This window comes from Glycomyces salinus, assembly GCF_016428645.1.
Lineage (GTDB): Bacteria > Actinomycetota > Actinomycetes > Mycobacteriales > Micromonosporaceae > Glycomyces > Glycomyces salinus.
In genome coordinates this window covers 25,313-38,183 of sequence record NZ_JAELXW010000062.1, presented here as the reverse complement: position 1 = coordinate 38,183, position 12,871 = coordinate 25,313, and the positions used below count along the sequence as shown (strand labels likewise).

At 69.9% G+C, this 12,871-nt stretch carries 9 protein-coding genes; 2 read left to right on the top strand and 7 right to left on the bottom strand.

Annotated elements, in window-relative coordinates:
• Window positions 1–58: 58 nt before the first annotated feature.
• From JFB92_RS16855 to JFB92_RS16825, 7 genes are all read right to left on the bottom strand, one after another.
• Complete coding sequence (locus JFB92_RS16855) at window positions 59–2,413, bottom strand: endo-1,4-beta-xylanase (RefSeq protein ID WP_199041446.1); 2,355 nt, start codon at window positions 2,411–2,413, stop codon at window positions 59–61.
• A gap of 235 nt (window positions 2,414–2,648) precedes the next feature.
• On the bottom strand, window positions 2,649–3,806 hold the full coding sequence (locus JFB92_RS16850) for an endo-1,4-beta-xylanase (RefSeq protein ID WP_199041444.1): 1,158 nt from the start codon (window positions 3,804–3,806) through the stop codon (window positions 2,649–2,651).
• Between the two features lie 208 nt (window positions 3,807–4,014).
• Entirely contained in the window at window positions 4,015–4,833 is an 819-nt protein-coding gene (locus tag JFB92_RS16845) for an SGNH/GDSL hydrolase family protein (RefSeq protein ID WP_199041441.1), read from the bottom strand.
• Window positions 4,834–4,966: 133 nt separating this feature from the next.
• The gene (locus JFB92_RS16840) at window positions 4,967–5,797 is read right to left on the bottom strand and encodes an energy-coupling factor transporter transmembrane component T family protein (protein WP_199041438.1); all 831 of its coding nucleotides are present in this window, start codon (window positions 5,795–5,797) and stop codon (window positions 4,967–4,969) included.
• A complete protein-coding gene (locus JFB92_RS16835) occupies window positions 5,797–7,491 on the bottom strand; it encodes an ABC transporter ATP-binding protein (RefSeq protein WP_199041434.1) in 1,695 nt (564 codons plus the stop codon). Before JFB92_RS16835 ends, JFB92_RS16840 begins: the two co-directional genes overlap by 1 nt.
• Window positions 7,492–7,493: 2 nt before the next feature.
• A complete protein-coding gene (locus JFB92_RS16830; RefSeq protein WP_199041431.1) occupies window positions 7,494–8,396 on the bottom strand; it encodes a DUF8171 family membrane protein in 903 nt (300 codons plus the stop codon).
• 20 nt (window positions 8,397–8,416) lie between these two features.
• The gene (locus JFB92_RS16825) at window positions 8,417–10,063 is read right to left on the bottom strand and encodes an HAD family hydrolase (RefSeq protein ID WP_199041428.1); all 1,647 of its coding nucleotides are present in this window, start codon (window positions 10,061–10,063) and stop codon (window positions 8,417–8,419) included.
• 161 nt (window positions 10,064–10,224) lie between these two features.
• Here JFB92_RS16825 and JFB92_RS16820 point away from each other — a divergent pair, with 161 nt between their 5' ends.
• Window positions 10,225–11,226 (top strand): LacI family DNA-binding transcriptional regulator, encoded by a 1,002-nt coding sequence (locus tag JFB92_RS16820; RefSeq protein WP_199041425.1) that lies wholly within the window; start codon window positions 10,225–10,227, stop codon window positions 11,224–11,226.
• 96 nt (window positions 11,227–11,322) lie between these two features.
• A complete protein-coding gene (locus JFB92_RS16815) occupies window positions 11,323–12,807 on the top strand; it encodes an AAA family ATPase (protein WP_199041422.1) in 1,485 nt (494 codons plus the stop codon).
• Window positions 12,808–12,871 lie beyond the last annotated feature (64 nt).

The window sequence follows — 12,871 nt, the reverse complement described above, 5'->3', positions numbered from 1 at the left end:
AAGCGGCGGGGCGCACGTGCGGGCCCCCCCCCGCTTCGGTCGAGCAGTTCGGTTCGGGTCAGTCGCCCCAGTTGGCGGCGGTCCTGCGGCGTCGGTAGACGATCATGCCGACGACTCCGGCCGCGGCCAGTCCGCCCGCCGAGGCGATCATCGCGGTCAGGCCGAGGCCGGTCTCGGGGAGCATCCCGCCCCCGCCGCCGTTGCCGTCGACCTCTTCGACGAGTTCGGCGATGCCCCAGTTCGCGTTGGTGTTCCAGGACAGGCCGGTCGGGTCGTACCAGGTGTGGACGGCCGTCCGCGCCCCGTCGGTGCCGTCGTTGACCTGGAGTTCCAGGCCGTGCTCGGTGCCGACTTCCGCTTGGTCCTCGGCCAGTTCGACGGCGATCTCGACCGTGTAGCCGGTGTCGGTCTCGCTCGCGGCGCTGGTGAGCTCGCCGGCCTCGGCGCCGTTGGAGCCGAGGCTGACCATGTTGGTGAAGCTCACCCGGTACTGGCCGTCGGCCTCGCCGTAGCCGCCCTCCTTGGTGTTGCCCGGGTTGAGGAACAGTTCGACCGAGTCCTGCTCCCAGGCGTTCGGGCTGGCCTCGTCGAGCTGGGAGTCGGTGACCTCGAACAGGGCGTAGAGGGCCGTCTCGTCCCACAGCAGGGACACGTCGGCCTTGGCCCCGTCGGAGTCGCCCTCGACGTTGACCTCGGTGGCCACGGTCGAGGCCGTCTCCCAGACGTCGTCCATCTCGCCGTCGATCTCGGGGGCGGTGTCGGCCAGGGGCACTTGGACCCTCGCGTAGTCCGGCTCCTCCTGCTCGGGGACGTCGGGCAGGCGGTCGGGGTCAACGATGCCCCAGTAGGCCCATTTGGACTGGAGCGCGTCGTCGAACACCAGCGGGCTCTCCAGCGGGCGGGGTTCGGCGCGGGACCGCTGCCAGGTGCGGCCGTCGTGGAGGCCCCAGAGGGTGACCAGCTCGATCTGATCGGCGTGCTCGCGGAACATGGCGAACAGGTCGCGGTAGAAGTGGCCCTGCTCGATGAGCCGGTCCTCGTACTCGGGGAACTCCTCGTCCTCGCCGGGCGCGCCGATGACGACGTCGAGTTCGGTGATCGCCTGGAGGACGCCGAGTCCGTCGAACTTGTCGAGGCTGTCCTCGATCTGGTCGATCGAGGTGCCCAGGTTGATGTGGGTCTGGTGGCCGACGCCGTCGACCGGGACGCCGTCGGCGAGGAGCTGTTCGACCAGGTTGTAGAGGTTGTCGCGCTTGCCGGGGTTCTCGGTGCCGTAGTCGTTGATGAACAGCTTCACGTCGGTGGCTCCGGCCGCGTCGAACTCGTCGCGGGCGATCTGGAAGGCCGCGTCGACGTAGCCGGTGCCCTCGAAGATCTCGTACCAGCGGCTCTGGCGGTGGACTTCGCCGGTGTTGTCGCTGATGACCTCGTTGACCACGTCCCAGGCCCAGATGTCGTCGCCGTAGCGTTCGGCGATGGCGCCGATGTGGGCCTCGAGCCGGTCGGTCATGATCTGGCGGTCCTCGTCGGAGTTGCCGATCGGCTCTCCGGCGTTCGGGTGCCCTTCGGGGTACTGGAACCACCATTCGGGGACCTGGTCGGTGTGCCACAGGAAGGTGTGGCCCCAAATCCGCTGGCCGTTGGCCTGGGCGTATTCGACCAGTTCGTCGGCCTCGGTCCAGGTGAACTCGCCCTCGGTCGGCTGGATCGCGTCGGGCTTCATGTGGTTCTCGGCGGTGATGGAGTTGAAGTGCCTGTTCAGCAGCTGCGAGTAGGGGTCGACGATGTCGCGGGAGTCGATGGCGGCGCCGACCTCGAAGTCGTCGGCCAGGAACTCGGCCAGCGAGGGGATGTCGGGTTCGATGCCGGGCGGGGACAGCTCGGTGATGGTGAAGTCGTCGATCAGGTAGGAGGCCTCGGGGGTCGGCGACTCGACGTAGAAGGTCAGGGCGTCGGCGGGCGAGGTGATGCTGTACTCGCCGGTCAGTTCGGTCCAGTCGGTGTCGGCCGCGGCCTGGTAGACGACGCTGTCGTAGGAGGTCTCGTCGGCGGCTTCTCTTTGGACGGTGGCCGAGAGCTGTTCGCCTTCGCTGCCTTCGGCGAGGCGGGCTCTGAGCGAGATCTCGTACACCGCGCCGGGGACGATGAGGTCGGTGATGTCGAGCGAGGGGCCGTTCCAGTCTGCCTCGCGGTCGGCGGTCAGGAGCGCGCCGTCCTCGACGGTGAGGGCGACCGGGCCTCGCGGGGCCCAGGCGCCGACGGTGCCGTCCTCGAAGTCGGAGGAGTACACCACGGCCGGATCGTCCTGGGCGGCGGCGGGGGGCGCCACGGCCAGCGCGGCCGCGGGCAGCACAATGGCCCCGGCGGCCATGGCGCGCAGCAGTCGCCGTCGGTACGGGGGTTGGTCTTTCATCTGTTCTTCAGCTCCGTTGCGGAGGAGGGACACGAGGGTCTGAAACTTTCAGAATTCATACGGAAGTTTCGGTGAGGGTGATGTGATGCTACGCAACGAAGAGACGACTGTCAATCGCCCGAGGTGGACGAAGCGCCCCCGGCTTCGCCGGGGGCGCTTCGGAGCGTTCGGATCGGGTCAACGGTGCCTCAGGGTGTCGGCACCGACGGGGACCGAGCGCCGCATTCGGGGAGGCTTACTTGTTGAGACCCGGCGGTGTCCGCGGGGACCTGCCGGGGGTGGCGTCGGTGAGGCTCTCGAGCAGCGTGAAGTACGCCGGCTTCTTCTCGAACTCCTCGGTCATGATCGTCGCGTAGCCCTCGTCGAAGACGCCCGGCACCCACGAGCGCGCGTCGTCGAAGCCCCAGACGGTGAAGCTGGTGCAGGCCGGGACGTTCAGGCACGCCTGGAGCATGCCGTCGTAGCGCTCGGCCTGGAGCGCGATCTGCTCTTCGGTCGGGTCGCCGTTCTCGTCGAGCGGCATGCGGACGTCGGCCTCGGTGACCGCCACCTTCAGCCCGAGGTCCGCGAACCGCTCGAAGTTCGCCTGCATCGAGTCGTCGAAGCCGTACATCAGGCTCAGGTGCCCCTGAGCGCCGAAGCCGTGCAGCGGCGCGCCGTCGGCGAGCAGCTCCTGTGCCAGGTCGTAGTAGGCGTCGGTCTTTGCGTTGATGCCTTCGGCGTTGTAGTCGTTGAGGAAGAGCACGGCCTCGGGGTCCGCCTCGTGGGCCCACCGGAAGACGTCGCCGATGAGCGCGACCGGGTCCTCCGAGCAGGCCTTGAGGAAGGGGTTGGCCTCGGTGCGCAGCTTGACGCCGCCCTCGTCCCAGTCGTCCTGGATGAGCTCGTTGGCCACGTCCCACTCGTAGATCTCACCGGCGTAGCGGCCGACGACGGTGGCGACGTGGTCTTCGAGGACGTCGCGCGCCTCTTGACAGGTCCAGGCTCCGCCGGCCTCGTTCACCCAGTCCGGGTTCTGGCTGTGCCACAGCAGCGTGTGGCCGCGCACCTCCTGCCCGTTGGCCTCGGCGAACTCCATGATGGCGTCGGCGCCGGAGAAGTCGTAGACGTCGGGCTCGGGGTGGAGTTCGGACCACTTCATGTCGTTCTCGGGGGTCAGCGAGTTGAACTCGGAACCGAGAATGCTCTGGAATTCATTGGGGTCGTCGGGATCGTAGTCCAGAAGCTCGTTCTGGCCCCAGACGGCGCTGCCGATCTTCAGATCGATCGGCGCTTCGCCGCCGAGGGTCGGCTCCTTCGGATCAGCTTGGGCGGCGACTCCGGCGAGCGCCACTGCCGCGACGGACGCCGCCGAGACGGCGGCGACCCCAATCTTTGTCCTGGAATGAGACATCGGTTGTCAGCTCCGTTGCAGAAGAGGGATTCATGGCCCCGAAACTTCCGGAATTAATATGAAAGTTTCGGCGAATGTGAAGTGATGATATGCAAGACGGAGATGCTTGTCAATGGGTCACCGCATCGCGGCAGAGGCGGCTGTCAACCGCTGGGACCGACGAGGGGCCCCGGCGAAGCCGGAGGCCCCTCGGAAATTTCGGACCGGTTCAGCAGTACTTCAGGTAGGGGACGACCAGATCGGTATAGGCGTCCTGGCCCGCTTCATTGGGGTGGAAGGATTCGAGGGTGCCGGTGTAGCCGAGGATCCACGGGTCCTCGGAGCAGACGCCGTGGCCGGCGAAGGCGTCGCGGGGGTCGACGAAGTCGAAGCCGTGGTCGGCCGCGACGGCGGCGGTGGTCTCGGCCAGCAGATCGGCGGCGGCGTTCAGCTCCCCCTGCTCCTCGGGGGTGATCGCCAGCGTGCCCTGGCAGGTGTCCCCGCCGAACAGTCGCGGGTTGCCGACCACGACGACCGTGGCCCGGTCGGCCTCGTCGCGGACCTGGGTGTAGAGGTCGTCGAGGCTCTGCGGGAGCTGGTCGGTCATGTAGGCGCGAGCGCCGTCGACCGCGCCGAGGCACAGCTCGGTGTCGGTTCCGGCGCAGGCGGTCAGGACCGAGGAGAATCCGGCGTCGTTGCCGCCGACGCCGATGGTGACGTGCTCGGTGTGGTCGGTCAGGTGGTCGAGCTGGTCGGCCAGGACGTCGTCGACCGTCGCGCCCGAGCAGGCGTTGAACCAGAGTTTCTCGCCGATCTCGTCGGACGCCTGCACGGGGTAGGCGTTGTCAGAGCGGTAGCACTCTTCGTCCTGGTAGTCGCCGGCGCCCACGCCGGAGACGTAGGAGTCGCCGATCGCGACGTATTCGAGCAGGGTGATGGTCGCCGAAGCGGGACTGGCGGCCCCGACCGCGCCGAGCACGGCGGCGAGGAAGCCGACCGCGAGCACGCGCGGCCCGATGCGGCTCGCCTTGGGTTTCCGAGTGGACACTTGGTCTCCTTCTCGTCGAATTCCCGGCGAATGATCCGATCAGGACATTTCGCCGGATGACGCGGCAAGTATAGGCATGGGAAACAATGTCCACCAACGAATTCGGGCCCGCGGCGGCGCCGCGTCCGGAGCCTCAGAAGTCGCGCGAGAGCAGCGGCAGGTGCTGGCCGAACATGAACGCGCCGACCACGAGCGCGACCGTCACCGCGACCAGCGCCGCGTCGCGGGGCCCGAGCCTGAGGTAGGCCAGGCGCATGCTGCGTCCGGCCTTGCTCTCCCCGGCGAAGGTGAACCCGCGGGTCTCCAGGGCCTCGACGGTGGTGCGAGTCCGCTTGGCGGTGTTGAGCATCATCGGGTAGAAGCTGCGGACCAGCGCGAAGGCCACGGCCGCGGGGATGCGCCAGCCGAGGAAGCCCCGCTCGACCGGCTTCGAGCGCAGCCGGTAGCCGTCGACGATGGTGTGGAACTCCTCCATGATGATCGGCAGCATCCGGTACCCGTAGCTGACGCCGAAGCTCAGCAGCGGCGGGGCGTGCATGCTCACCAGCGCGTCGGAGAGCTTCTCGGGGTCGAGTGAGACGAACGCGGCCATGCTCGCCAGCGCCACGGTGCCGAGCTTGAGCGTGAGCGTCAGCAGCGCCATGACCGTCTGGACGTCGCCGTCGAAGAACCAGGCCACGGCGAATATGTAGGCCGTCTCGGTGACCAGCCCGAAGATGAACAGGCCCAGTACCAGCGGGCCGACCCGGCTGAGGACGACCGCGAGGGCGCCGACGGCGAACAGGACCGACAGGGTGGTGATGTTGTGGGTCAGCCAGGGAACGACGGCGAACACCAGGTACCAGGCAACGACCACGCGCGGGTCGAATTTGGACATCAGGCCGCCGCGGGTGGCGTAGGCGGTGCGGAGCAGTTCGAGCTTGACCCACTCGACCGACAGGACGTCGCGCTGCTTGCGTGCCATCAGCGGCCTCCCACGGGCGCCTGGGCGTAGGCGGAGACGAATTCGTCGACCGTCAGCGGCGGCGGATGGATGCCCACCTCGCGGCCCAGGGCGCTGATCTGGGGCGGGACGAGCCCGACCGTCTCCAGCAGGGCCGGGTCGTCGAAGAGGTCGGCGGGGGCGGTGTCGGCCAGGATGCGACCGGAGTCGAGTACCAGGACCCGGTCGGCCCACTCGGCGACCAGGTGCATGTCGTGGGTGGCGACCACGACGCACCTGATGGTCTCGGCGAGCGCGGCGAGCATGGCGACGACGTCGGCGCGGGTGCCGACGTCGAGGCTGGAGGTCGGCTCGTCGAGCAGCAGCAGCGCCGGAGTGGTCGCGAGCCCGATGCCGAGGGTGACCCGGCGCTGCTGGCCGCCGGAGAGGGTCCGGCCGTCGCGGTCGGCCATCTCGGTCAGGCGCAGCCGGTCGAGGATCTCCTCGACCAGCGCGTCCGTGCCCGGGCGGGCGCGCTCGGTGGGGAACATGGCGATCTCCTCGCGCACGGAGTCTTTGAGGAACATCTGCTCGGCCCGCTGGTAGAGGTAGCAGACGTGGTCGGCCAGTTCGGCCGGGCGGGCGCGGCGGGTGTCGAGGCCGTCGATCTCGACCGTTCCCTTGCGGGGGACCTTGATGCCGGTGAGCAGGTTCAGGAGGGTGGACTTCCCGGCGCCGTTGGAGCCGACCAGGGCGATCCGCTCGCCTTCGCGGAGCGTCAGGTCCATGTCGTCGATGACCTTGGACAGTCGGCCGTGGACGTCGCGGTAGCCGTGGGTGACGCCGGTCAGGGAGGCGATGGGCCGGGCCGAGGACGCCTCGGCGGGCCGCCGGTCGACCGGGCCGGGGGCGCCGAGACCGTCCAGGGCCGCCTTGGCCTCACCGACGTTGAGCGGCACCTCGGCCTCCGGGGCGAGGCGGGAGACGGCGTCGATGATCTGCGGGCTGGGGATGCCGTGCTCTGCCAGTTCGCCGGTGCGGGCCAGCGCCTCGCGCACCGGCAGGTGCCAGCGGACGGCCCCGGCGGCCATGAGCACGACGCTGCCGGCGTAGCGGGCGATGAACTCGGCGTGGTGCTCGATGACGACGATGGTGGTGCCGCGCTCGCGGTTGATGCGCTCGAGCATCCGGTAGGTCTCCTCGGCGCGGGCCGGGGCGAGCTCGGCGACCGGTTCGTCGACCACGATCACGGCCGGGTCCATGGCCAGGACTCCGGCGAGCGCGGTCAGGTGCTGCTGGCCGCCGGACAGCTCCCAGACGTAGTCGCCGGCGAGATGGTCGATGCCCAGGACGCGCATGGCGTCGTCGGCGCGCTCGCGGAAGTCGGCCAGGCCGTAGTTGACCGGGCCGAACGCCACGTCGGTGCCGACGGTGGGGCGGACCAGCTGGTTGCCGAAGTCCTGGTACACGTATCCGACGCTCTGCGACAGCGCCGCGACCGACGACTCCAGGGTGTCCAAGCCGTCGACGGTCGCGCCGCCGGTGAACTCACCGGTCCAGAAGTGCGGGATGAGCCCGTTGAACGTCTTGCACAGGGTGGTCTTCCCCGACCCGTTGCCGCCGATGACGGCGCAGAAGTCGCCCCGCTCGATGCGCAGGTCGACCCCGCGCAGGCTCGGCTGGTCGGCTCCGGGGTAGCGGAAGGAGAGGTCGTCGATCGCGATCACTGCCGTCACGTCTAGCGCTCCTTTTCGTTCTCGGCTCGGCTGCGGCGGGCGTTGGCGCGGGCGGCGGCGACCGTGCCGATGAGCACGACCAGGCTGGCCCCGGCGCCGACCCACAGGAAGCCGGTGCCGTACTGGTCGAGGAAGTCGGGCTCCCAGACGCCGAACTTGACGTCGGCGGCCTCCAGGAAGGTGAACACGGCCGAGGCCAGGGAGAGGAACACGGCCAGGGCGATGAAGGCGGCGTTCTTGCGGGCCCGGCCGGGCACGGGGTGGTCGGCGTCGCGGGGCGTCATGCCCATGAGCGGCTCGATCTTGCCGTGGAGGCGGGCGGCGAGGTAGGCGGCGGGGATGGCGCCGAACAGGATGCCGCTGATGATGAAGTCGGAGGCGAACGCGAAGCCCTCGATGACCAGTATCGACTCGGGCAGGCCGTCGACGTATTCGGCGTCCTCGACGCCGACCCAGACCTTGGACATGTCGATCACGCCGCCGACGCCCTTGTCGATGAGGACGGCGACCATCGCGGCGGCCGCGACCTGCCACTTGCGGGAGGGGTCGCGCACCAGCGAGCCGCCGACGTAGAGGCCGAGGGCGAGCTGGATGTAGCCCTCGAGCTCGCCGATGCCGGAGAAGTCGCCCATGAGCAGGTCGACGAAGACGATCTCGCCGAGCGGGGCGCCGAGTGCGGCGTAGAGCGGATGGAAGAGGCTGACCATGACCACCGGGACGAACGCCAGGTAGGAGACGGACAGCTCGACCGGCCCGAGCCGGAACTCGGGCAGGATCTCGGTGAAGATGTTGGCCAGGCCGAACAGGGTCATCGACAGGACGAAGACCATCAGCTTCTGGGAGGAGGACAGTTGGTTCGGGTCGGGGAGCGACCGCTTCCGGGTCGCGGTCCGGGGCTCGGTCATGACGGATCCTTCTTTCGGGGTTAGACGGACAGAGCCGCCTTCAGGGCATCGTGGACGGAGGTCATGGATTCGCACAGCTGGTCGGGTCGATCGGCCTCGATGCCGCGTTCGAGGTCGGCGGTCTCGGGGGCGCCGTGGCGGACGATCAGGATCCGGCCGACGCCGGCCGAGCGGGCGGCGCGCACGTCGCGCCAGGGTTTGTCGCCCACGAACCAGCACTCGGCGGGGTCGACCCCGAGCGCGGCGGTCGCGGACAGGACGAGGGCGGGGTCGGGTTTGCGGCGGCCGACCTCGTCGGAGTAGGCCCAGGCGCCGATGAGTTCGGCGATCCCGGCGTCGGAGAGCCGCTTGCGGGCGGCCCGTCCGCAGATCGTGTTGGAGACGATGGCGACCGGCAGGCCCCGGTCGCGGCACCATTCGAGGAGTTCGACGACGCCGCCGCGCAGCCGCGAGCGCGATTTGGCCTGCGCGTACTCGTAGGTGAGGTCCTCGGCCTCGGCCAGCAGCCACTGCCGGGCCGACCCGGGCAGGTGGGAGCCGACCAGTTCGCCCCAGAACCGGGCGGGGTCGATCTCCGGCCACTCCGGGCCGTCGCCGGGTTCGGCCTTCTCGGCCTGGTGGGCCAGGCGGGCGTGTTCGAGGGCGTCGGCCATGAGCAGGTCCGGGACTCCGTGTCCGGCCGCGCGCAGCCGCGCGGCGGTCCGGTCGCCGAAGCGGGCGAGGGCCCCGGGGGTCTTCTTGCTGGTGACCAGGACGCCGCCCTGGTCGAGCAGGAGCGCCTCGGGCTCGTCGGAGCGAGCCTTCGGTGTCCGCGCCGGAGCCTGGGGTTCCGGTCTCGGTCCGCTGGCGGCCAGCGCTTCGACCAGGCCCTCGGGGGTGTCGAAGACGGCGTCGGCGCGGTCGGCGACGGGGAAGGGCGGGGTGTCGGTGTGCTTGGAGCGGGTGAGGACGGCCGCGCCGACGCCGGCCCGGCGGCCGGCCTGGACGTCGCGGTCCTGGGTGTCGCCGACGTACCAGCAGCGGTCGGGGGCGGTGCCGAGGGCGGCGGCGGCGCGGCCGATCATCTCGGGGTGGGGCTTGCGGATGCCGAGCTCGTCGGAGTAGAGCTGGACGGCCACCAGGTCGTCCAGGCCGAAGCGGCGCATGAGGCGGCGGTGTGCGAGTCCTGAGTGGGCGTTGGAGACGATGCCGACGCCGATGCCCAGTTCGCGGGCCATGCGCAGCAGTTCGGGGATGCCGGGCCTGACGCGGTGGTCGCTCATCATCGGGTTCACCGCGGCCATGAGTTCGCGGCCGTTCCCGGCGGCGGTGGCGCGCACGGCCGCGCTCTGGTCGGCCAGGAGGTATTCCTCCCAGAGCTGCCGGTGGGTGAGCTCGATCGGCTTCCCGGTGCGGCTCATGGCGTGTTTCCAGTGCTTGAGGGCGATCAGGCCGGCTTCGAGGGAGGAGAGCAGGCTCTCGGCCTCGACGCGGTGCCCGGCGCGGGCGAGGACCTCTTGCAGCATCGCGGCGGCCTCGGCCGGGCCTTGGGGGCGCTTGGCGGTCTCGAAGACCACGCCGCCGAAGTCGAGCAGGAGTGCCTCGGGACGGGCCGCGAGCGCGGCGGTGCCGGGGGCCGCCACTGCGGTTGCGGCGTCGGTCTGGGTCAGGGTGGGGCCTGTGGTCACGTCTGCTCCTGCTCTGGCCGGGGGTCTCGGTGACCAGCTTGGAGCCGGTGCGTGACCGGGCGGGATGGCGTGGGTGAACTGGATGCGAACGAATCTGGAACGTTCCAGATTCCAGTTCCCCCGACTGGCCTCGCCCCGCGCCGGGCGGCGAGAATGGTCCGGTGAGCAACGACCGACCGCGCCGCCCGACGATCATCGACGTGGCCGCCGAGGCCGGAGTCTCGAAGTCGCTGGTGTCCCTTGCCCTCCGGGGCGACGACGGGGTCAGCGAGACCACCCGGCGGCGCATCCTCGCCGCGGCCGACCGGCTCGGCTACCGTTCCAACACCGTCGCGCGGGCCCTGGTGCAGGGCCGGACCGGCCAGATCGGCGTGATCGTGACCGACCTGCGCAACCCCTACCACTCCGAGGTCGCGCTCGGGGTCGAGAAGGCCGCCGAGGACGCGGGCCTGGGCACGTTCCTGGCCAACGGCCGCCGCGACGCCGACCGCATGGCCGCCCACGTCGACTCCTTGATCGGCCACAACGTCGAGGGCCTGGTGGTGGTCAGCTCCAGGGTGGACACGGCCGTGCTCGCCGCGGCCGCCGAGCGGCTGCCGGTGGTCGTCGTCGGGCGCCCCGAGATCCTGCCGGACCGGATCGACTCGGTCGCCGGCGACGACGAGAGCGGGGCGCGGCTCGCCGTCGAGCATCTGGTGTCGCTGGGGCACACCGATATCGCCTTCGCCTCGGCTTCGACGCGCCCGGCCGCGCGGGCGCGGCACCGCGGCTACGCAGCCGCGCTGGCCGACGCGGGCCTGGAGGCCGCCGAGGCGGTCGCCGTCCCCATCGAGGGCGGCACGGGCGAGGCCGACGACCTGCTGCGCGGCGGGGCGACCGCGGTCCTGTCCAACAACGACCTGCTGGCGGTCGAGCTGCTGAACCGCGGCCACGAGATCGGCGTCGTCGCGCCCGACCGGATCTCGATCGTCGGCTACGACAACACCGAGCTGGCCGCGCGCGTCTGGCCGCGCCTGACCAGCGTCGACCAGCGCCGCACGGCGTTGGGCCGCACGGCCCTGTCGATGCTGTCCGAGCGGATAGCGGGCCGCACGGCCGCCCGCCGCGAGGTCATAGCCCCGGGCCTGGTCGTCCGCGACTCCACGGCCACACCGAAGGAGTGAGCGGCAGCCGACACTCGAAGGCTCGAAATTTCGTGTGACTATGGTTCATGCAAGTACACTTGCATGAACCATAGTCACACGAAATTAAGGATATATATGGACAAACCTCCTATGATCTTCGACAGGGATCGCGAGTGGCGAGCGCTGGAGCGGTTCGTGAACAGCCCCGCTCCCGAGCCGACGCTCGGCGTCGTCAGCGGCAGACGCCGCCAAGGCAAGACCTTCCTGCTGCAGGCGCTGACCCGTGCCACCGGCGGGTTCTACTTCGCCGCGGAAGAGGCCACCGAAACCGAGTCGCTGGCACAGATCGGCCGGGCGCTCGCCGACTACCTGAAGACACCCGGCACCTTCGACTTCGGCTCCTGGGACGAGGCGCTCGACCAGATACTGCGGCACTGCGCGGGACGCACCGTCGTCATCGACGAGTTCCCCTACCTGATCAGCGCCTCACCGGCGCTGCCGTCGGCCATCCAGCACCAGATCGACTCCCGCGAGCGGGCGTGGGGCGACTCCGGGCCGACCCGCCTGATCCTCTGCGGATCCGCAATGGCGACCATGGGCGGCCTGCTCAGCGGCAACGCGCCACTGCGCGGACGCGCTTCGATGGAACTGGTGGTCAAGCCGTTCGACTACCAGGTGGCCGCCGATTTCTGGCAGGCGGACGACCCGAGGCTCGCGGTGCTGCTGCACTCCATCACCGGCGGCACTCCCGCCTACCGCACCAGGTACGTGGATCACCGAGTCCCGCGGAGCCTCGCCGAATTCGACGACTGGGTGATCGATCATGTGCTCGACAACCAGAGCCCGCTCTACCGTGAGGCGAGATACCTCATCACGACCGAGGGCCGCATACGGGACACCTCGCTGTACCACTCCGTTCTCGGCGCCATCGCCTCCGGACGGCACACGCGGGGCGGCATCGCCGAATACTGCGGGCGGCAGGCCTCGGATCTGACGCACGCGCTGTCGGTGCTGGAGGACTGCGACCTGATCCGGGTCGAGCCCGACGCCTTCAAATCGAATCGGCACCTGTTCCGCGTCAACGAGCCCCTCATCCAGTTTTACGAGGCGATCATGCGCCGCTCGTGGTCTCGACTCGAGCTAGGGCAGGCGGCATCGGTCTGGGAGGAGAGCCGAGCGCGGTTCACCAGTCAGATCCTGGGGCCGCACTTCGAGCAGCTGTGCCGCTCCTATACGGCCACCAGTGAGCGCTTCGGTGCGTTCCCGTCCACGGTGGCGTCCGGGACCATCAACGACCAGGCGAAGCGCGCCAAGATCGAGGTCGACGTCGTCGCGACGGCCGCGGCCGAACCCGGAAGGCCCAAGCGGGTGCTGTGCATCGGCGAGGCCAAGTGGGGCACCCGGATGGATCTCCATCACCTCGCCAGGCTCGCGCGAGTCCGAGACCTGATGGAGCGCAAGCACTACGATGTCGCCGACACGGCGCTGGCGTGCTTCAGTGAAGCGGGCTTCAGCGAGGACCTGGCGGCCGCGGCGGCCGAGGACTCCCGCGTCCACCTGATCGGCGTCGACGAGCTCTACGACCGCGGCGGCCCCGAACCGGGCTCGATGCCCGCCTGATCGATGCCGATCCCGGCGCACCGTGCCCGCTCTAGCTCCTCCGCGCCCGCAACGGGAGCCGAAC